Genomic DNA, 20217 nt, shown 5'->3' on the forward strand with positions numbered 1-20217 from the left:
ATACTTTCCCGCGCCTCAGAATCAGGACCGGCGCGGGATCAGGTCGATTAACGTTTCAAAGGCACTATTCTGGTAAACACTGCCCGGATGTAACCGTCTTCCTCACTGGTAAGCAGGTTCCATTCCGGAAGTATTTCCAGTTGATTGTAAAGCTGAGCCACGGTTCCCTTGTCAACAAGGGCGGTCACCGTATCAGTCTTGGAAAAACGGAGGTACCAACCTACCTCCAGTCCTACGCCTCAGCATTTGTTGCGGACATCGACTACTTTGTCTTCATTCATGGGAGAACCTTTTTTCCTTTCCGGGTTGCCTCATGATTTCATGCATTAATCATGCTCAGATTTACGCCTGCATCCCGGTTCAGATGCTCAGATCATTGATAAACGGATTGTGGTTCATCTCCTCGCCTACCGTTGTTTCCGGGCCGTGACCGGAGTATACCACGGTTTCTGCGGGAAGGGTGAAAATCACATTCCGCAGGGAGGACATCAACTGCTCGGTGTCGCCATAGGGAAAATCCGTCCTGCCCACGGAACGGCGGAAAAGCACGTCGCCTACAAAAGCGGCCTTAAGTTCCGGGAAATAGAAGGTCAGGCTTCCCGGTGTGTGACCAGGGGTGGAAAGAACTCTGCATTCCAGACCGGCCAGTTCCGTTTCCCCTGTGGACATGTTCTGTGTTTCAAAGGGTTCTACAACAGGGAACCCCATCAATCCACCTCGTCCGACTTCCGTTTCCATTAGCACAAGGTCTACATCGGATGCGTAGATGGTTTTGCCGCTGAGTTCGGATAATTTATGGTTGCCGTAAATATGGTCGAAATGCAGGTGTGTATTCAGGATGCATTCCAGTTCGGCACCGGTTTTTTTCAGATAAGCCACCGGCGCGGCCGGGTCTCCACCCGGATCGATAATCAGCGCCTGGCCGTTGTTGGCGATCAGGTAACAGTTGGTCTGCAGCGGGCCCATGGGAAATTTTTTTATTTCACTCATCAATATTCCTCCAGCATCAGTTCCGACAGCTCCTTGCGGGTGGAGCTGCCCTGCTGATCCGGGTGTCCGGCCGCAATAACGGCCTGAAGTTCGTATTTGTCGTTATCAAGTCCCAGAACTTCCAGAACTTCTTCTCCGTGGTTGACTATTTCGCCGATCCAGACAGTGCCGATACCAAGTGAATGTGCGGCCAGCATCATGTTCTGGATGCATCCGCCCACGGCCTGATGGTCTTTCATGGCGTTGTATATTTTGTCCTTTTCAAGAAAAATACAGATCAGTTCCCTGGCTGCCCGGATTATATGTCCGTATTTGGTACAGCCAGCCAGCGCTTCGGCACGTGGATCTGAATCATGGACGGCCAGAAAGCGCCATGGCTGATTATTCAGGCCGCTGGGAGCCCATCTGCCGGCTTCAAGGATGGCGGTCAGGTCTTCCCGGCTTACCGGTTCATCAGTGAATTTCCTGATGGAGCGTCTTTGGTTCAGGGCCTGGAGAATAGGGTTTGATATGTTCATTTCTGACTCGTTTCTAAAACGGAACGCCTCTGAATATATTTATTTTATTTATGGCCCGGTCAAACTCTTCAGGGTTGAGTTCCCGGTTCAGGTCCTTATCGAAATCTCCGAAATTTGTTTTCAGATGAATTGCTTCGGCTTCCTTTTCATCTATTTTGCCGTCCTTGTTCGTGTCGGCTTTTTCAAATGAAGGAAGCGGCTGCCGAACTTCATATTTGTCGATTATTGCGCATTTGATGTGTCGTCCGTCCGTATCCAGAGTTACATCTATGAAAGTTCCGGGCTCAATGTAAAGTTTTGTGCAGGTGTCGCCGGACCAAAGGTCGATTCCATTTTTTCCTTCCAGGGCAAGTTTTATCTTGGCCTTTCCGCCTTTTTTATCGAAGCAGTCCTTGTTGTACAGGGCGTTGCAGGTGCAGTCGGCAATGGTTTTCGGCTTGATGCGCCCGAACTTGTAATCATTCGATTTGCCCCATACCCGGATCACTCCGTCGGTATGGTTTATGACGGTGAATATCTTTTCGTTCGCATAGGCGGATGAAACCATAAGAAGCAGCATGGTCATGAAGAGAAATGTAAGCCTGGTGATCATGTTTTGTTCCCCCGGAAAGTATTGTAGAACTGTTTCTAAGCACAGACGGGCCTAATTGCAAGGAGCAAGCCGCAGGCTTTGCCCGTGTCTGCTTCAGGAGGATATGAGTTTTGCCGGATGAACAGGGGGGCGAAAATACAAAACCCCCTTCCGTCGGGACGGAAAGGGGGTAATCTTGCGGTATCGCGGGTCGATTAAAAAATCAGACCAGTTTGCCGAAGGAAAGTATGATATTTTTGCGATAGGTACGGTTTTTCCATACCTGTTCGGCGCCGTCCTCGTCTATTTCCCGCACTATTATTCTGCGCAGTTCTTCTTTTTGCGAGGAGCCGAGCCTGAGTTCGCTGATGTCCCCCAGCAGTTCCAGGGGGTCTTCGTAATCTGCCGGGAACTCTGCATCCGCACTGTCTTTGCAGAAAAAGCATATTGTTCCGGAATGGTAGTCGCCGGTGGCCTTTTTTACGATGTCTGTCATGGAATAATCTCCGTGTTTGCCGCCCGCTTCCAAATAATGCCCTGAAGCGGGGTGCGCATAGTGCTCTGCCGATCATCCTGCATCGGCAAAACGTCCTGGACCGGGCATTTTAGCTGCATCTGTTTAAGGTGGGAGCGCAAGTATCCATAAATCATCCCACCGGAGTCCGGAGACTGGCCGGACCCTGTAAAATCAAAAAAGGCATTCCCGATCGGAAATGCCTTTTTAGAAACAATATCTAAAATCCTCTCATGGACCCCGCAACCGGGGAGGCATTGGCACCTTGCCGCTTGGCAGCAGGTTGCCGGATGGTCTTCAGGCCAAATCCCTCGCATCCTCTTCATGAGTTTTACTCAACTGAGCTTATGTCTTTTTCGATTCAAAGAACGTAAAAAGGAATTTATTCCTGCAAAGCTTGTCCGTCAACAGTTTTTTTGCGCAAATTGCATATGTGAATATTTCATGACCCGCGCTCATATCGGTACGACTGTTTTTCCGGCCCCTAAAAACAGAGGAATAGGTTTCGCGGTATTAACAGGGTTCGTAATAGCACCTTTTTGGGCTGTGGACCTTGCCCTCTTTTTTGAGCACCTGAATTGCTTTGGAAACGTCTTTGGAATCAACATCAATAGCCTTGGCAACATCTCCGGGGCGGACCGGCTTGCCTGCATCTTTCATGGCCTGCAATACTTTATTTTCCATTTTCTCTCTCCTTTTTAATAATGATGTTTATTACTATTTAATAAAAGAGTAAATGTCAAGCTGCAACCGGGCAGATTATTTTTTGCTGCACACATTGTACCCATGAGGGTGGCGGGGCAGGAATCGTGTCCCGATTCCTGCCGATATGTGTTGCGAAGACTCTATTTTCTGTTCATTTCAGCTATTTGCGCCTTGCTGGGCATGAGGAAGATGAGGGGGATCAGTAAGAGGAACATGCAGCCGAAAATAAATGAGATATCGTTGTAGGCAAGCATTTTGGCCTGCCTTATAACAGTATTTTGCAGGATTCCGATGGATAATTTGGACGCGGTGAGCGCGTCTGCTCCCAACTGATGGATTAGATCGTTGGTCCGGGCCAGATAGTCGTGAAAAAACTGACGGTATTCACTTATATTTTCAGTCAGATATGCTGTGTGCGTCTGGATTTTACGGTCCAGTATTACAGCGACAAAGGCGTAGCCAAGATTGCCGCCGATTCTTCGTGCAAGTGTATAGATGCTTGAAGCGTCCGTTATGTTGGATTTTTCTACCGTACACAGGGAAACCGTGCTCAGGGGGATGAACATGAAAGGCATGCCTATGCCCATGATCACCAGCGGTATGACCAGATTGCTTATGTCTGCCTGTATGCTCAACTGCATAAGATCGTAATAGGAGAACAGTATGATGACTATGCCGGTCATTACCAGCGCCCGTGCGCCGATCCTCTGATACAGCCATCCGGATACTGGCATGACTATCAGCAGGGTCACAGCCCGCGGAGCCAGAGCAAGGCCGGATTCGAAAGCCGGATAGCCCAGCAGTTCCTGCGTGAACTGCGGCAGGACAAAGGTTGTGCCGAAAAGGGATATGCCGAAGATCAGACCCATTACCGAGCCGAGGGTGAGGTTTTTGTCCTTGAGCACCCGCAGATTGATTACCGGTTCCTTGCAGCGGAGTTCCCAGAAAATCATTATAAGGAGAGACACCCCGGTGGCTATGCTGGCAATTGTGATGAAATCAGATTCAAACCAGCGTTCTTCCTGTCCTCTTTCAAGGACTACCTGCATGCCGGTAAGGAAGACGGTCAAAAGGATAATCCCCTGCCAGTCTACGGATTTTATGCCCCGGCGCAGGTACGGCGGATCATGCACGAATTTGAATGTCAGGACTATACCTATAACGCATACCGGGATGTTGATGTAAAATATCCACGGCCAGCCCCAGCTGTCCGTAAGAAGACCTCCGCATATGGGCCCAAGGGCCGGAGCAAGCACAACCCCCATGCCGTAGATGGCCATGGCCATACCCTGTTGTTTTGGCGGAAATGTTTCGCGCAGGATCGCCTGGGAGATTGGGATAAGCGCGCCCCCGCCTATTCCCTGAATCACGCGGTAGGTTATGATTTCGGTAAAGGTTGTTGCTGTCCCGCATAGAATAGAGCCAGCGGTGAAAAGTATGAACGAAGCCAGATACAGGTTTTTGCGGCCTATAAGCGAACTCCACCATCCGGCCATTGTGACCATGATTATTTCGGCTATGCTGTAGCTGGTGGCAACCCAGGTGATTGAGGAGAGGTTCGCGCCGAAGCTTCCCATCATGTGGGACATGGACACATTGACCACGCTGGTGTCCATTACGGCCATGAAGGCCCCGAACATTACAGTAAAAGCAATGGTCCATCGTTCTGCCGGAGACATCTCTTCCGGATCTTTGAAGCTTGACAAATTAATGCTCCACGGTCTCGGTCGATGCAACCTGTCTGGCTTCAGGTATTTTACCTGTGGAAATATCCACGCTTGGAATGACAGACATCCCCGGAGAGAGTGTGTAGCCTGCCGTTACAGTCGGCGTATCAAGGGCGATTTTTACCGGAACTCTCTGGACAACCTTGATGAAGTTTCCGGCCGCGTTTTCCGGTGGCAGCAGGGTGAATCGGGAACCTGTTCCCCTCTGAATGGAGTCCACATGTCCGTTGAAGACTATTCCGGGGAATGAGTCGACTTCTATCTCGACATGCTGACCGGGACGCATGTTCATTATCTGTGTTTCCTTGAAGTTGGCGACAATCCAGACATCGTCGCTGACAATACTCAGCATTTTCTGGCCGGCCTGAACATAGTTGCCCGGTTCGGCAGATTTTTTGGTTATGTATCCCGAACAGGGAGCGATTATTCTGGTATAGGAAAGATTCAGCCTTGCCTGCTCCAGCGCTGCTTCCTCTTCGCGCAGGCCCGCCTTGCGGACATCGATCTGGGCATAGGCCTGCTGCAGTTTCCCCTGCGCGGCCTGTATGGCCGCCTGAGCCTGTATGATCTTTGCAGACTGGCTGTTTATTGTTGATTTGACTGAATTCAGATTTGCTCTGGCCATGGCTTCCTGCGCCTTGGCGTGATCGAATTCCTGAATGCTAACAGCACCGGCTTTAGCTATCTTCTGCATGCGGGAAAGGTCGTTTTCATCACGCATGTATCTTGCCTTGGCCTGATCAACTTCTGCCTTGATTTTTGAAAGTCCTGAAGTTGTGGAGGTCAACTCCGCCTTTTTCTGGGACAGTTCTTTTTCCGCGGCAAGTACGAGAGCCTCCGCCTCCTTGACCTCTGCTCTGGATGATTCAACGCGGGCGACGGCAATTTCGCATGCTACCTGATAATCTCTGGGATCAATTTCAGCTATTACGTCCCCTTTTTTCACCATCTGGTTGTCCGAAACCAGAACTCGGGAAATATGTCCGGCAACCCGGGGGCTTACGGAAACAACATGGGCTTCCACAAATGCGTTGTCAGTGGATTCGTGGCTGATGGCGTGTTTGTAGAGAGGATAGCCTATCGCCCCGGAGAGCAGCAGCAGGAGAACTCCGGCAAGGGAGAGAAGCCGCAACTTCAATTTTGAGCCTTTGGCCTTGTCCGGCGTGTCCGTATTGTTTGTTGATTCTGTTTTCATGGGTATATGTCCCGGTTTTCTGGTGCGGTTGGCTGGTTTGGTGCAGTTATGCTGAAGGTGCATTTTTTTTCAGTGATTTTAAAACAAAAGCACAGGCATGGTTGCAGATTGTTTCCGTGTCGATGTTTTCCGGAGGGAAAAGACAGATGGAGCGGATTACACTCGGAATGTACTGTGCGGTCAGTCGCGGGCAGGAGTCCTCGAATTCTCCGCTTTCTATCCCGGCCTCTATCACGGATTGAAGCAGGGACCACAGTTCGACCCTCTTTTCCTGCCATTCTCCGCTGTTCGGGTAGTGCATGACTTTGCCCAGAAGCTGTGCGTTGCTTGCCTTGTTGATCATATGCAGGATCATGTCCCTGACTATGCAGCGCAACTGATCGGAAGGGGAAGAACCTTCGACCTCGGTATATTTTTTGAGCCGTTCGACCAGTATGGAAAAGCCCCTGAAGAGGACTGCGAAGTACAGATCGTCCTTGCTCTTGAAATAGAGGTAAAGGGTTCCTTTACCCACGGACGCAACTCTGGCCACGTCACTCAGCAGAACCTTATGAAAGGGCTGCGTGGCAAACATCTCGGCGGCCGTATCCAGAATACGGGATTCTTTGTCTGAATATTTTTTCATTTTAATATGTTGTTGGATTAAGTGCTTTCGTTTGGAGCGGGCAGTGTGCTTTTAGGGGCAGAACTGACCGGTCAGTACTGAATACAGCCGGCGTTTTCTGTTGTCAAAAAATGACTCCGGGTATTGTGTTTTTTTTGAAAATAAGCCGATGAATGATCGGTCTTCAGATAATCCCTGCAGTCAAGGCAGGGATGACTCCCGCGCAGGTTTGCTCAGTAAATTCAGTCCTGCAGCATACCCTGTTCCCGGAACCATCTGACCGCGTCTTTGACGGCCTCTTCAGCGGGGCGGTGTGTATAGCCAAGTTTCTTTTCGGCTTTTGCGGAACTGTAATACATTTTCTTGGCCGCCATGCGCACGCTGTCCATGGTCAGTACCGGATTTTTTACCAGACCGAGGCGGGCGACAAGTTCCCCCGCAAAACCTGCGGAAAACATTACGGCGTGCGGGACTTTGAATACCGGACCCGGCTTGCCTGCCGCAAGTGCTGTCATGGCGAACAGTTCTTTCAGGCTGATGTTGTCCCCGCCCAGAATGTAGCGCTCACCTATCCTGCCTTTGCGCAGTGCCAGCAGATGGCCGAGGGCTATGTCGTCCACATGTCCAACGTTGAGCCCTGTATCCGCATAGAATCTTCCGCCGTCCCGTGCCGTGTTTAGAATCATGGCTCCCGTGGGGGTCGGGCGGGAATCCCCCGGGCCGACCGGAGTCGAGGGGTTGACCGTTACAGCCGGAAGCCCTTTCTCCCGGACCATGTCCATGACAATTTTCTCGGCATGAAATTTGGTTTTTTTGTAAGGACTGATCATGTCCGCAGCAGTTGACGCAGTATTTTCATCGGCAGGTGTTCCGTTCTTCCCGCAGCCGAGCACGCAGACGCTGGACGTGTAAACGATGCGTTCCACTCCGGCTTCCATTGCCATGGTCATGATCTGCCTGGTTCCCTCAACATTGGTGCGGTTCATTGCTGCGGGGTCGGGGACCCAAAGGCGGTAATCGGCCGCAAGGTGAAACAGATACCTGCAGCCGCGAAGCCCTTTTTTCAGTGCGTCCGGGTCGTTCATGTCTCCGCGGACAAATTCAACAGGGCTGTTGATAATGCGTTTGGCCTTTTCAATGTCCCGGACAAGCGCTCTGATGGAGAATCCGCTTTCGGCCAGAATACCGACAAGTCGGGAGCCTATCAAACCGGTTGCGCCGGTGATTAATACGGTCATGCTGTGTATCTTGGTTGGAAGTTTTCCCGGGTCGGTTTTGCTGATATGAAAAGGAAGTTTTCCCGGAGTCCTTGAAATTCTTTCTTGAAGCTCGAAAGCACAGTCCCTGTGCTAATGGTTTATCGAGATTGTTCTGTCAAGCATTCATTTACAGCCTCCTGTATTTTGCAACAGTGCTTTGGTGGTAATGTAGCAAATGGTTGTTTCGTTATGTTTATAGGACTTTTTCGTATCTTGAATTTAAACTGTATAGTTGATAGCCAACAGGAAATTAATCTTAAAAAGTGAAAATTTTTAAAAAGTAAAATGATAGAACCAATCAAATCTGTTCTCGGAAAGGGATCCTCTGTAACTTTTGACTTTACATACACGGTCTGGTGGAATCTTTTCCTTATTTCTGTAGGGGCGGCAATCTCCTCGGTGGCCATGAGAAGTCTGGCGGTTCCGCAGGAATTTCTTGCAGGGGGGATTTTCGGGTTGGCCTCGCTGGTTTATTACAAATTTGATGCCCTTTCGCCCGGCTGGATTTACTTTCTGCTCAACGTGCCCCTGTTTGTCTTTGCATGGGTTAAGGTCAGCAGACGTTTCTTCTGGTACAGCCTGTACGCCACAGTGGCGACAACTGTTTTCTACGAACTTATCAATATCCCCATGCCGGTACACAACCAGCTCTATGCCGCAGTGGCCTGCGGAGCCATAATGGGCTTCGGGTGCGGTATTGTTCTCCGCTCCCTCGGGTCCAACGGCGGGCTGGATGTGCTGGCCGTCTTTCTTTTCCAGCGTTTCAACATAGGCATAGGCAAGGTCTACATCATATTTAATGCCGTGCTTTTCTGTTTCAGTCTTTTCGAGCTTTCGCTGGATACGATAATCGCATCGCTCATACTCGTTTTTATCTCGTCAACGGTTGTGGATCAGACTCTTTCACTGTTCAACCAGCGCAAAGTCGTCCTCATCATTTCCAAAAGCGTGGAGATGATCAGCCACGATATACTGCACGAGATGAAGCAGAGCGCCACTTTCATTAAAGGGCAGGGTGCATATCTTCGCGAGGACACCAATATCCTGATGACCGTAGTCAACAATATCCAGTTAAAAAAGCTGGAAGAAATAGTCTTTCGTAACGATGAAAGGGCGTTGTTTATAGTTGAAAACACATTCTCGGTAATCGGGTCCAGTTTTTCCCGGCGCAAGGTCTATTAAAATGTTTATTCCGGGAGGACGCAGTTGAGCACAAATGATGATTCCGGAAGTCCCGAGAGGCTGACCGAACAGATTTCAGACGTTTTCGGATCTGTTTCCGACTTTATCCTGTTTACGGATTGCGACGGCTTCATCCGGTCGGCAAATGCGCACGCAAAGGACTTTTTCGATGGACCTCTTGATCAAAGGCGTATCTGGAGTCTTTTGGAGGTTGATGTGCCGGATATGGCTCCCTTCCTTAAACTCTATCCTCCCGGCAGCGTGCATGAAATTCCTTACGGAAAAAGCGGCGGGAGCTATTCGCTGAGACTCATTCCGCTGGAAGGTCCGCTGTGTTCGGACGGCTATGTTGCCGTGGTTACGAATAATGCTCCTTTTGTGGAACTGCATGAGACGTATGAAGAACGTATAGAAGACAATATCGCCGCTCTGGATGACAGCATCACTCTTTTCAATGCCCTGTTCGAGGGGGCGCAGGACCCTACCATACTTGCGGATTCATTTTTCAGGATACTTACCTCCAACCCAGCCTCGGAGGCTCTTTTCGGCCGAGGACCCTCTCTTTCCGGAAACAGTTGTCTGAATCTTTTTGATGCCGGATCGGCCAGAATTGTCCGCGAGTGTTTCGAAACATGCGGCACTGATACCAAGATGAGCATGGAGGGGGATCTGACGGCTGTAGATGCTTCCGGAAGAGAGATTCCGGTTGAACTTTCCATGCACAAGGTCCGGCTCCAGTCCGGTACCGTCTTTCATCTAGGTCTGCGGGACATGAGTGATATTCTGCGGCTTGAAACCGGGCTTGAAGAGAGCCGTGAACAGGTTGACGGCATGAATGTGGCTCTTCGTACCGTTATAGAATCCGTGGAGGAAGAAAAGCGGGATATGCACGAGGAATTCGCCCAGCAGGTCCGCGAACAGATTCTCCCGGCTCTGGACAGGATGATGCGGGAGCCGCTTCCCCAGATGCGCATCAGTTTCGGAAAGTTTATAAAGGAACGCCTTTGCGCACTGGCCGGAGAAACCGGAGATCAACTGGATGACCTGCTGCTCAGACTTACCCCCCGCGAAGTGGAGATATGCCGCTACATTGAGGCAGGAAAAAGTACCGAACACATAGCGGAACTGCTTTCCATTACAGCCGATACGGTTCGTACCCATCGCAAAAATATCCGCCGCAGGCTGGGGCTTCGCGGTAAGAATATTTCCCTCGTTTCCTACCTGAAACATCAGGCCGGTTCATAGGTCTGCAGGGTATACCATATACCCTATGAATACCCCATAGATAGCCTTGTTGGTAATCAGTCAATCTGCTTTGTTGTGAGAGCCGGCTGGGAAGATTGTTTTTTTTATTTCTACCTTTTTGAATTTATGGATTCTGAAGAACTGAATATAATCAATTTCAGAGATGCGAAAATTAACATTGTAATCTGTTTTGTTACATTGTTGGTATTTGTTGCATTGTCGTTTTCGTATCGCGACACAATTCAAAATTATATCTCTAGCTCCTCTGTAGAAGTTTACAAAAGCGTATATCTTAAAAAATGAATTAATATTCAGGAGAGAACATGAAACGTTTTATCGTCCTGTGTTTTGCTGTGCTCGCTGTTACTGCCGTTGCCGCAGTTTTCGGTTGTGCCCGTCAGGAAAAGACCGGTCTTGAAAAAGTCAGGGAGTCCGGTGAAATAAGCTTTGCAATGTCCGGTGGTTACCCTCCGTTTAATTTTTTCAACAATCAGAATGAACTGGTCGGTTTCGATGTGGACGTGGCAAAGGAAGTTGCCCACAGGCTGGGGGTAAAACTAAAGCCTGTTACCACGGACTGGAGCGGGATCATCGAAGGACTTCGTTCCGGTATCTATAACGGCATTCTGGGCAGCATGGCTGCAACCGACCAGCGCAGGAAGGTCGTGGATTTTTCCATACCCTATTATTACTCCGGGGCGCAGATGTTCGTGAGGGAGGATGCTCCTTTCAAATCTGTTGATGAACTCAAGGACAAGGCTGTCGGTCTTGTCACCGGCACCACCTACGAGCTGGACGCCAAGAATCTCGGCGTTAGCGACATCCGTTTGTACAAGGACGATACCCACACGCTTACCGAGCTTTCAAACGGCGTGATAGACGGCGTCATCACCGACCGTGTGGTTGGCGTTAATGCCATGAACAGCGGCAAATTCAAGATCCGGCCGCTAGGTTCTCCCCTGCGTCTGGAAGATATCGCGGTAGCTTTCAGGAAAGAGGACAAGACTCTCACCGATGAAGTCGACCGGATATTGAAACAGATGCATGAAGACGGCACGCTTAGCGAGTTGAGCCGGAAATGGCTTAAGGTGGACATCACCAGAAAATAACGGATAAGGGGGCTTTGCAGCCTCCTTACTTGTTTCAAGCAAGGATAATCAATGTATTTCGATTTTGCGAGCCTGCCGGAGTATGTTCCCTATTTTCTTCCGGCGGCCTGGATGACCCTTGAGATTACCATGCTTGGTATTCTTCTGGGACTTGTCCTCGGACTTGTTACTGTCTTCATGCGTATTTCCGATAAGCGTATATTCAATATACCGGCGCACGCCTATATTTATGTAATACGCGGAACTCCGCTGCTGCTTCAACTGCTGTTCATCTATTTCGGTATGCGCAGCATGATAGGGTTGTCCGCTTTGCCTGCGGCGGTTCTGGCGCTGGGAATTCACAACGGGGCCTACATTGCCGAAATTTTCAGGGGGGCTATTGTCTCCATTTCTTCCGGGCAGATGGAGGCGGCGCGCAGTATAGGAATGAGTTATTCGCGGGCAATGTTCAGGATCATTCTCCCGCAAGCGTTCAAAAGGGCGATTCCTGCTCTGGGAAACCAGTTCATCATCGCCTTAAAGGATTCGTCTCTGGCCAGCACGATCACCATCAACGAGTTGCTCCTAAAGTCGCAGCAACTGGCCTCATCCAATTTCATGATGATGGAAATGCTCACTATCGCCGGAGGATTTTATCTGCTCTATACCGGAGTGTTTACGTTTCTGTTTCATGGAATAGAAAAAAGACTCGATACCGGCAGGGTATAAGGAGCGATCATGCAGGAAACAATATGTATCGAAGGCGTTCATAAATGGTTTGATACTCATCACGTCCTCAAGGGAATTGATCTGAGCGTGGGTAATTCCGATGTTGTGGTTGTTATCGGGGCCAGCGGTTCCGGCAAGTCTACTCTGCTGCGCTGCGTGAACCGTCTTGAAACGTATTCCAAGGGACGGATCAGCATTAACGGAGATCAGGTGCCGACCGGTGAAAGGGAGATAAATCAGCTTCGCAGCAGGGTCGGCATGGTCTTTCAACATTTCAATCTGTTCCCGCACATGAGCGTGCTGGGTAATGTGACAGAAGGTCCGACTCAGGTCAGAAAAATGCCCGGAAAGGAAGCAGTTGAGCTTGGAATGAACTTTCTGGACAAGGTCGGATTGGCCGATAGGGCGGATGATTACCCTTCAACCCTTTCCGGGGGGCAGAAACAGAGGGTTGCCATTGCACGAGCCCTGGCCATGGAGCCGGAGGTCATGCTTTTTGATGAGCCCACTTCGGCTCTCGACCCGGAACTTGTCGGCGAGGTCCTGTCCGTCATGAAGGATCTGGCCAGCGACGGCATGACCATGATGGTTGTGACCCATGAGATGAATTTTGCAAATGAAGTGGCCGATTCGGTTGCCTTCATGGATCAGGGTGTAATTCTCGAACAGGACGTTCCGTCAAGGCTGTTCGCCGCACCATCCGAGCCGAGGACACGGGAATTCCTTTCCCAGATAATTTAATTAAACTTACAGGAAGTTATGACTGTTTATACAGAACGACAGGAAACATTGGCAGGCATCATTGACGATGAATCTTCCAAATCGGATTGGACAGACTGGAAATGGCATGTCCGTAACAGCATAAAAAGCGTGGCCGGCTTTGAGAAGGCCCTTGGAATACGGTTCAGCGAGACCGAGCGAAAGAAGCACGAACTGACTCTGAAAAAGTTTCCTCTGGCTATTACTCCTTACTACCTTTCGCTTATAGATGTGAATGAATATGAAAACGATCCCGTGTTCCTGCAGTCTTTCCCCCGGCCGGAAGAGTTGAAGATAGAGCGGTGTGACATGACCGACCCGCTGCATGAGGATGCGGACAGTCCCGTCCCGGGAATAACGCACCGTTATCCTGACCGGGTACTGTTTCATATAAGCAACATCTGCTCCATGTACTGCAGGCATTGCACCCGCAAGCGTAAGGTTGGGGATACCGATTCCATACCTTCCAGGGAGCAGCTTGAAAAAGGCATTGAATATATCCGCAACACGCCGCAGGTTCGTGACGTGCTCCTTTCAGGAGGAGACCCGTTCATGCTTTCCGATGAAATGCTGGACTGGATTCTTACAAAGGTCGGAGAGATAGAGCATGTCGAAGTTGTTCGCATCGGTACCCGCATGCCTGTCGTGCTGCCGTATCGCATAACGGACAACCTGGTTAACATGCTCAGGAAGCATCATCCTCTGTGGATAAACACCCATTTCAATCATCCCCGTGAAGTTACCGACTCCGCAAGACGGGCCCTTGCCAGACTTGCGGACGCCGGAATTCCGCTTGGGAACCAGAGTGTCCTGCTTGCCGGCATCAACGACTGCCCGAGGCTGATCAAGACACTCAACCAGAAACTGGTCCGAAACAGGGTCAGGCCCTATTACCTCTACCAGTGCGATCTTTCCGAAGGACTCAGCCATTTCCGGACCCCGGTGGGCAAGGGCATGGAGATTCTTGAGAGCCTGCGCGGGCATACCAGCGGTTTTGCCGTACCCACTTACGTTATTGACGCTCCCGGAGGCGGAGGCAAGATTCCGGTTATGCCCAATTACATTGTGTCCTGGGCGACCAACAAGGTGGTGTTGCGAAATTATGAAGGGGTTATCACTACTTATACGGAGCCGGATTCGTATGAATGCAACTACTGCGACCGAAACTGCGAGGATTGCAATCTGCAGTTGATGCTTGAAGGGGCTGAGGAAAAAGCCATCGGCATTGAAAAGCTGATTTCGGACTGGGACGATACCTTGAGCCTGACCCCGGAAGATAACGAAAGGGCGGAGCGTAATTCGCATGTCGCATGATTCCGTTTTTCTGCTCGGCAGGAGTTGCGTGCAGTGCGGTCCGTTCAATGACCGGATTTACCTGATGTCCCTTTTCCCCGAAGACGGGCCGGGGATTGTCGACGAACTGTTTGATATGGCCGCGTCCCGTGATCTGTCCAAGATATTTGCCAAGGTCCCCAGGTCCCTTGCTTCTCCCTTTGTTGCCGATGGGTTTGAAATGGAGGCCGAAGTTCCGGGTATGTATCCGGGCGAGGACGGGGTTTTCATGAGTTTCTATCGTCGCCAGTGGAGAAAGGAGCTTGAAAACGGTGAGGAGCTTGACAAAGTGCTTGCCTTTGCCAATGCCAAAAAAGGCAAGGGCAATGTTTCAACTCTTCCTTCCTTTCTGTCTCTGCGGTCTCTCGGTCCGGCCGATGCCGCAGCTCTTGCCGGTCTTTACGGCAGGATTTTCGATACCTATCCTTTTCCCGTGGATGATCCTGAATTTCTGCGCATGGAGATGGCCGGGAATGTCCGGTTCAAGGGAGTCTTCAGGGACGGAACACTTGTAGGCGCGGCTTCGGCAGAGATAGGTCCTGACGGGCACAGTGCGGAGATGACCGACTTCGCTGTTGAGCCTTCCTGCCGCAATACGGGGATTGCCGGGGAGTTGTTGCGGGCGCTGGAAAAGGATTGTGCCGAATTCGGGATCAACTGCTTTTACACCATTGCAAGAGCATGTTCCTACGGAATCAATTCGCTGTTTTCCAAGGGCGGGTACGAGTTCTCGGGGCAGCTGATAAATAATACGAATATCGGCGGCAGTCTTGAGTCCATGAATGTCTGGTACAGATTGCCCTGAGTGAAGAAATTAAGGGCGGGCCGGAAAATTCCGGGCCGCCCCTTGTTGTGTCTGTGCTGTATCGGGTTTTATTCTTCGACCTTGCTGAATGTACGGATAGATCCGATGTCTTCCCAGTTATAATAGGTGTTTATAGCTTCTCCGCCTTTTTCCTGGGTTATGCGGATGAACTCGTCTCCCAGAAACAAGACAGCACCTTCATAGATGGGGCCTTCCCCGACCTGCAGTTTGAGGTTTTTCCGCAGCTTGCGGGACAATGTTCCATGCATGGGCATGGATGCGTATTCGAAAATCTTTTCAAGAGTTGCTTTCTGCATTTTTTTAGTTCTCCCGTTAGAATTTTTGTTAACGTAATTCATACTAGGTTACTATGGAGCTTCTTTCAATCAGATTAACAAATAAGATAAATAAATTTTGTTTTTATTTGTTGTTGCCGCATAATTGTACCTTAAATGTGAATATTGATACAAATTGTCTGTCGCGGTTTGTCTGGGGAAATATTCTTCTCGACAAATTTGTTTTTATTAAGGGAACAGGCAGACAATCTGGTTTTACACCTGCTGGTGGCTAGATGGATGGTCTTTTTCGAGTCTGCTCGGAGTTGTCGGGGAGTTTCTGATTATAATGCCGTCATGTTGACAATGGAATACCCTGAATGCAAAGTCATTTCCTTATTGGTCCGGTTTATCTACTAGGAGGATTCAGGTGAGATTTTACTGGTTTCTGGCTCTGTGTTTCGGGATTGCCCTCAGTGTATTCATGATCATGCCCGACAGCCGTGTCTCGATAACAGGTGGAGATACCTACGCTGTTAGTGAGAACTGTGATCTTTCCACCCCGCGGGCGGCATTCAGGTCTTTTCTGGTCAGCATGCGCAGTTACAACAGGGACAGCCACACCGGATTTGACTGTCTGTCCAGAGTGATCTCTTCTTCCGAAGATAAAAATACCATCGAATACAAATCTGATATTCTGAAAAAGGCCAGCGGACTCTTTCTTATTCTGGAGAATATAAATTATGATCTGGACAAGGATATCCCTGCTGAAGCTTCGGAAGACAAAATATCTTTTCCCCTCAAACTCAAAGGCAAGCTCCTTAGCATAGCCATGGTGCGAGGGCCTGAAGGATGGCATTTCGACAACAGCATGCTTGAAGATCCGGACCTGCAGAATGCCGCAAGGGAACTCCGGCAGCGTTATGCCAAATTTACGTCTGAAAATATGGAGGGGGATACTTTCGTTCAGGATCTGATGTCTCCCTACAGAACGTTCTTTACGCTCCAGTCCGGAGTGGAAGGACGCTATAGCGACAGTCTGGAAAGGGCTGTTGCGGCACTGGACCTGAGCGCCTATTCTCATCTGGAACGGCCGGTGTACGGCCCCATACTGGCGGTGATTCTCTACAGGCTCATAACCAAGTGCACAACCATTCATCTTGAAAAGCTCTCCGCCGACCCGGACAGCGACTACGCTCCGGTATTCATGGTCGTACCTGACCTCGGGTCCATCACCATGCATGTGGTGACTCTCAAAAACGGGCGCAAAGCCTGGCAGTTCACGCCGAACAGTCTTCAGGTTGCCTGGAAGAGTTATGACCGCACCATGCAGGTATTGCAGAAAGAGGGGAACAATCCTTTTATCGGCAACAACCTGCCCCTGCACATGGTCATAGATGACTATGTGCAGCGTAATCATCCCGGCTTCATGGTCCGGTATCTGAACACGAACCTGTACAAATGGATTATTCTGTTCGGCCTGTTCCTGCTGACTCCGGCTGTTGCCGCTCTGATTTCCTACGTGGGCAACAGGGGGTTGCTGGTCATAGAAAAACGGCTGCCTGCGGGAGTCACTCTGCCCAGCCGCAGGAAACTCATGCTGCCCATACAGATAATGGTGCTTGGATATCTGTGGCTGGAGGCCTTGTCGGTCCTCATCCTTTATAACAGCCTGATGACGTTCTGTCTGTACGGGGTCAAGATAATCGGTTCCCTGTCGATGGCCTGGATTCTGGTGACCGTGATAAATCTGTCCTGCGATGTGCTTATCGCAAGGGGGGGCGGCAGCGTCCGGGGAACAATGATGCTTATTGTCGCCCAGATTATGAAGGTGGCCATCATGCTGCTCTGGCTAGTCAACGTTGCCGATCTTTTCGGTCAGAGTTCAAGCCGTATTTTCGCTGCCATGGGTATAGGCGGTCTGGCCCTTGCCCTGGCCGGGAAGGATACTCTGGAAAATATCTTCGGAACCATGGTCATCATGACTACCAGGCCTTTTGCTGTGGGAGACTGGATCAGCTTTCTCGGCATGGACGGTACGGTCGAGAATGTCGGGGTGCGCTCCACCTCCATACGCACGTTCTACAATTCCGAAGTTACCATTCCCAACGCCAAGTTCATTACGCAACCAGTGGACAATATGGGCCGCAGGGAGTGGAGACGCTACAAGACGTTTATAGGGGTGGCTTATGATACTCCCGCTGAAAATCTGAACGGATATGTGCAGGGACTAAAGCAGCTTGTCCTGAATCATCCTGAAACGAACAAGACCAATTTTCACATTGTGGTCAATGATTTCGGGCCGTCCTCAATCAACATAATGGTATACATCTTTTTCAAGACCGCAGACTGGGCCGGAGAGCTTGTTGCCCGGCACAGGTTTATTGTGGATGCCTTGAGGCTGGCTGAACAGATGAAAATACAGATCGCATTCCCCACCACCACTGTTCATCTGAGCCAGGATGATCCGGTGGAATATCCTGAGTTTCAGTCCGATTCCCATGCGGAAAGCAAGGGAAGGGAGTTCGCCAACACGATAAGGCCGGTGAAAATCGAGGAGTAGCACCCGTTGCTGCTCCCCGATCTGTGTGCTCTCTATTTTTCGAGGGATTGAAGGACTGCCTGCTTTACGAACATGCCGTCGGCGATGTCTTCATCCCCTATGAAGGCAGGCGGGGTTCCTACTGCCGCAGAGAAGTCTCCGCGAAGGGTTCTGGTCAGGGCATTGTCTCCGCTGGACAGTTCATGGAACCTGCGGCCTGCATATTTCAGCCCGCGGGCAAGCGACCCTGCCGGGATATATTCGCGCATCGCATACCCCATTGAAACAACAACAGTTTTGATGGGGTCTCCCATTCCGTACAGCATCTGGAGTTCTATCTCCTTGCTCGGAATTCCCAGTTCTTCAGCCAGTGCCATGACATGGGCCATGCTTCTTATGTTGTGCGTGGCAAAGGCTGGTTGCAGGGCATCCCGGTTGAGCAGCATGTAGGTGCAGATGCCTTCATAGTTGGCGTCCGTGGATGGCTTGAAATTCCAGACCGGGCTTTTCCGGTGCTCTTTTGCTGCTTCCTCTCTTTCGTGAGTCAGGTATGCACCTTTTACCAGCCGTATGGGGGCTCTCAGATTTCTTTCCCGTGCCCATTTGGCCAGCTCGACAACATCGTGAGCAGAGTCTCGCAGGTAAGCCTGTATCACTACTCCGAGCCGCAGGCTTCCGTCCCGGTTGCGTATCAGTGAGGGATTCTCTTCCACCGCCTCTTTGAACAGAGCCAGAGTCAGGTCCTTGAAAGCGTATTCCTCCATATCTATGCGGATGAATATTCGTTTCTCGGTGCCTGCTGCAGTTTTGAGCAGTTCGGCAATCGCGGATTTTATTTCATTTCTTTTGGCTGATTTTTTACTTGAGTCGTTGCCGCTTATTGCGCTTTCAAGGTCGTCGACAAGTGCTGACAGTTTTATGGACACGGCCAGTTCCGGGATAGTGTCACTTGCAATGAAACGTTCCATGAGAGTCTTGTAGTAGCGGCGGTAAAGCAGGGCATCTTCCTGTGAAAGAGATGCATCCCCTACGTTGTCCAGACTTACACTCATGCCCTTGGAGCGCAAATCGGATATCAGTTTGAACACCCTGGCAATATCTTTTTCCGCATCAGGTCCTTCTGTTTCAGTCGGAAGAATGAAAGGGTCGCTCATCCACTTGACTAGGGGCATGGCAAAGAAAAAAACGTTTCGGGCAGTCCTGCTGTCCCCGAGGGTTTCCAGAAACCACTGGCTGCATCCGGCTACAGGCGGCCACATGCTCAGGTGAATGAGCTTATCCCGCAGACGGTCACTATATGACGGATCTGATTTTTCAATATTTTCTTGCAGATGTTTTTCTATGGCATCAAGTTTCAGCAAGGTGTTGCTCTCCACCTGCTGCAGGAATTCGGCTGGTGGCTCAACCTGTGTCTTTCCGAATGACCCCGGAACTGCGGCGAGCATATAGACTAAAACAGCGCAGATTATGCAGGACGATTTTGTCAATAATCTAGGCATGAACGTATTTCCTTTTTGCGGGAAGAAAATTGATGCGTTTTGATCCCGATTGTTTATATATGTTGTTTCGAAGATTCTTCGCTTCTATTGGTGTTGTATAGATTTATAGAAGCGGAGATTGTCTTTATAGATACGAAACAACCGTAAGTTGTGCAATATAGAGACTGCTTGTGAGTAGCTGCAAGGAGGGCCGCACTTGACTGTGAACCCGGCCTCAAGCTAAAAGTGAGCTATTGGCTGAGCCCGGCTCCATGCGGGTCACTTCCCATGCGTGCCCTTTTGAATCTGAAAAAACGTTATATCCCATTTTGTTGCTAACAAGGAGCATTACGATGTCCAAGAAAGAAGTGGAACGTCTGCTGATTGCAGGCGGAGAGAATAAGACAGTAAAAGCTAAATACAACGCTATTCCGTCCAAAGAGGCCTTTGTGGCCGCTGCCAATGAAGAAGGTTACGATTTTACTATCGATGAGCTGGACGCGGTTATCAAAGAGTCCGGTGACGACTTCACCTCGTTCGGCAATCCCCCGGCCCGCTCCATCTGGTGGGCGTAACACAGTGTTTTCACGTTGCGGGCTCTCTGTATGATCATGAGAGCCCGCAACGGCTGTCTTCTTTCGATTTCATTTAACTCCGCCGGATTTATCCCGCCTCCCGCAATTTTTCAGCAATAAAACA

21 protein-coding genes and 1 riboswitch are annotated in these 20217 nt (G+C 50.1%); of the genes, 9 read left to right on the top strand and 12 right to left on the bottom strand.

What is annotated here, in order from left to right:
• Positions 1-47: 47 nt before the first annotated feature.
• From ACKU4E_RS17020 to hpnA, 10 genes are all read right to left on the bottom strand, one after another.
• Complete coding sequence (locus ACKU4E_RS17020; protein WP_320172271.1) at positions 48-188, bottom strand: hypothetical protein; 141 nt, start codon at positions 186-188, stop codon at positions 48-50.
• 172 nt (positions 189-360) lie between these two features.
• Positions 361-990, bottom strand: a complete 630-nt coding sequence (locus tag ACKU4E_RS17025) for an MBL fold metallo-hydrolase (RefSeq protein ID WP_320172272.1) — start codon at positions 988-990, stop codon at positions 361-363.
• Entirely contained in the window at positions 990-1508 is a 519-nt protein-coding gene (locus tag ACKU4E_RS17030; protein ID WP_320172273.1) for a nitroreductase, read from the bottom strand. Before ACKU4E_RS17030 ends, ACKU4E_RS17025 begins: the two co-directional genes overlap by 1 nt.
• A gap of 13 nt (positions 1509-1521) precedes the next feature.
• Positions 1522-2100 carry a hypothetical protein gene (locus ACKU4E_RS17035; RefSeq protein ID WP_320172274.1) on the bottom strand — a complete coding sequence of 193 codons (579 nt, stop codon included), beginning with the start codon at positions 2098-2100 and terminating at the stop codon, positions 1522-1524.
• Between the two features lie 202 nt (positions 2101-2302).
• Positions 2303-2575 carry a hypothetical protein gene (locus tag ACKU4E_RS17040; protein WP_320172275.1) on the bottom strand — a complete coding sequence of 91 codons (273 nt, stop codon included), beginning with the start codon at positions 2573-2575 and terminating at the stop codon, positions 2303-2305.
• Positions 2576-2821: 246 nt separating this feature from the next.
• Positions 2822-2924: riboswitch (SAM riboswitch) on the bottom strand.
• 182 nt (positions 2925-3106) lie between these two features.
• Positions 3107-3277, bottom strand: coding sequence for a transcriptional regulator (locus tag ACKU4E_RS17045; protein WP_320172276.1), 171 nt, complete (start codon positions 3275-3277; stop codon positions 3107-3109).
• 161 nt (positions 3278-3438) lie between these two features.
• Positions 3439-5004 (bottom strand): DHA2 family efflux MFS transporter permease subunit, encoded by a 1566-nt coding sequence (locus tag ACKU4E_RS17050; RefSeq protein WP_320172277.1) that lies wholly within the window; start codon positions 5002-5004, stop codon positions 3439-3441.
• Position 5005: 1 nt separating this feature from the next.
• Positions 5006-6220 (bottom strand): HlyD family secretion protein, encoded by a 1215-nt coding sequence (locus ACKU4E_RS17055; protein WP_320172278.1) that lies wholly within the window; start codon positions 6218-6220, stop codon positions 5006-5008.
• Positions 6221-6266: 46 nt separating this feature from the next.
• Positions 6267-6845, bottom strand: coding sequence for a TetR/AcrR family transcriptional regulator (locus ACKU4E_RS17060; RefSeq protein WP_320172279.1), 579 nt, complete (start codon positions 6843-6845; stop codon positions 6267-6269).
• 221 nt (positions 6846-7066) lie between these two features.
• Entirely contained in the window at positions 7067-8062 is a 996-nt protein-coding gene (gene hpnA, locus ACKU4E_RS17065; protein WP_320172280.1) for a hopanoid-associated sugar epimerase, read from the bottom strand.
• A 306-nt stretch (positions 8063-8368) separates the two neighbouring features.
• Between hpnA and ACKU4E_RS17070 the strand changes: the two genes are divergently transcribed.
• The 7 genes from ACKU4E_RS17070 to ablB all read left to right on the top strand — a co-directional run bounded on the left by ACKU4E_RS17070 (position 8369) and on the right by ablB (position 15223).
• Positions 8369-9265, top strand: coding sequence for a YitT family protein (locus ACKU4E_RS17070; protein WP_320172281.1), 897 nt, complete (start codon positions 8369-8371; stop codon positions 9263-9265).
• Between the two features lie 24 nt (positions 9266-9289).
• A complete protein-coding gene (locus ACKU4E_RS17075) occupies positions 9290-10510 on the top strand; it encodes a LuxR C-terminal-related transcriptional regulator (RefSeq protein ID WP_320172282.1) in 1221 nt (406 codons plus the stop codon).
• Positions 10511-10833: 323 nt separating this feature from the next.
• Complete coding sequence (locus ACKU4E_RS17080) at positions 10834-11619, top strand: ABC transporter substrate-binding protein (RefSeq protein ID WP_320172283.1); 786 nt, start codon at positions 10834-10836, stop codon at positions 11617-11619.
• 51 nt (positions 11620-11670) lie between these two features.
• Positions 11671-12327, top strand: a complete 657-nt coding sequence (locus ACKU4E_RS17085) for an amino acid ABC transporter permease (RefSeq protein WP_320172284.1) — start codon at positions 11671-11673, stop codon at positions 12325-12327.
• 9 nt (positions 12328-12336) lie between these two features.
• Complete coding sequence (locus ACKU4E_RS17090) at positions 12337-13068, top strand: amino acid ABC transporter ATP-binding protein (protein WP_320172285.1); 732 nt, start codon at positions 12337-12339, stop codon at positions 13066-13068.
• A gap of 18 nt (positions 13069-13086) precedes the next feature.
• Positions 13087-14400, top strand: a complete 1314-nt coding sequence (ablA, locus tag ACKU4E_RS17095) for a lysine 2,3-aminomutase (protein WP_320172286.1) — start codon at positions 13087-13089, stop codon at positions 14398-14400.
• Positions 14390-15223 carry a putative beta-lysine N-acetyltransferase gene (ablB, locus tag ACKU4E_RS17100; RefSeq protein ID WP_320172287.1) on the top strand — a complete coding sequence of 278 codons (834 nt, stop codon included), beginning with the start codon at positions 14390-14392 and terminating at the stop codon, positions 15221-15223. Before ablA ends, ablB begins: the two co-directional genes overlap by 11 nt.
• Before the next feature lie 68 nt (positions 15224-15291).
• Here ablB and ACKU4E_RS17105 read toward each other — a convergent pair whose 3' ends face one another.
• Complete coding sequence (locus ACKU4E_RS17105; protein WP_320172288.1) at positions 15292-15540, bottom strand: hypothetical protein; 249 nt, start codon at positions 15538-15540, stop codon at positions 15292-15294.
• 388 nt (positions 15541-15928) lie between these two features.
• Between ACKU4E_RS17105 and ACKU4E_RS17110 the strand changes: the two genes are divergently transcribed.
• Entirely contained in the window at positions 15929-18061 is a 2133-nt protein-coding gene (locus tag ACKU4E_RS17110) for a mechanosensitive ion channel family protein (RefSeq protein WP_320172289.1), read from the top strand.
• A 32-nt stretch (positions 18062-18093) separates the two neighbouring features.
• Here ACKU4E_RS17110 and ACKU4E_RS17115 read toward each other — a convergent pair whose 3' ends face one another.
• Positions 18094-19539 carry a proline dehydrogenase family protein gene (locus ACKU4E_RS17115; protein ID WP_320172290.1) on the bottom strand — a complete coding sequence of 482 codons (1446 nt, stop codon included), beginning with the start codon at positions 19537-19539 and terminating at the stop codon, positions 18094-18096.
• Between the two features lie 332 nt (positions 19540-19871).
• Here ACKU4E_RS17115 and ACKU4E_RS17120 point away from each other — a divergent pair, with 332 nt between their 5' ends.
• Positions 19872-20093 carry a Nif11-like leader peptide family natural product precursor gene (locus ACKU4E_RS17120; protein WP_320172291.1) on the top strand — a complete coding sequence of 74 codons (222 nt, stop codon included), beginning with the start codon at positions 19872-19874 and terminating at the stop codon, positions 20091-20093.
• The last annotated feature ends 124 nt before the right edge of the window (positions 20094-20217 follow it).

This window comes from Maridesulfovibrio sp. (assembly GCF_963677005.1).
Taxonomy (GTDB): Bacteria; Desulfobacterota; Desulfovibrionia; order Desulfovibrionales; family Desulfovibrionaceae; genus Maridesulfovibrio.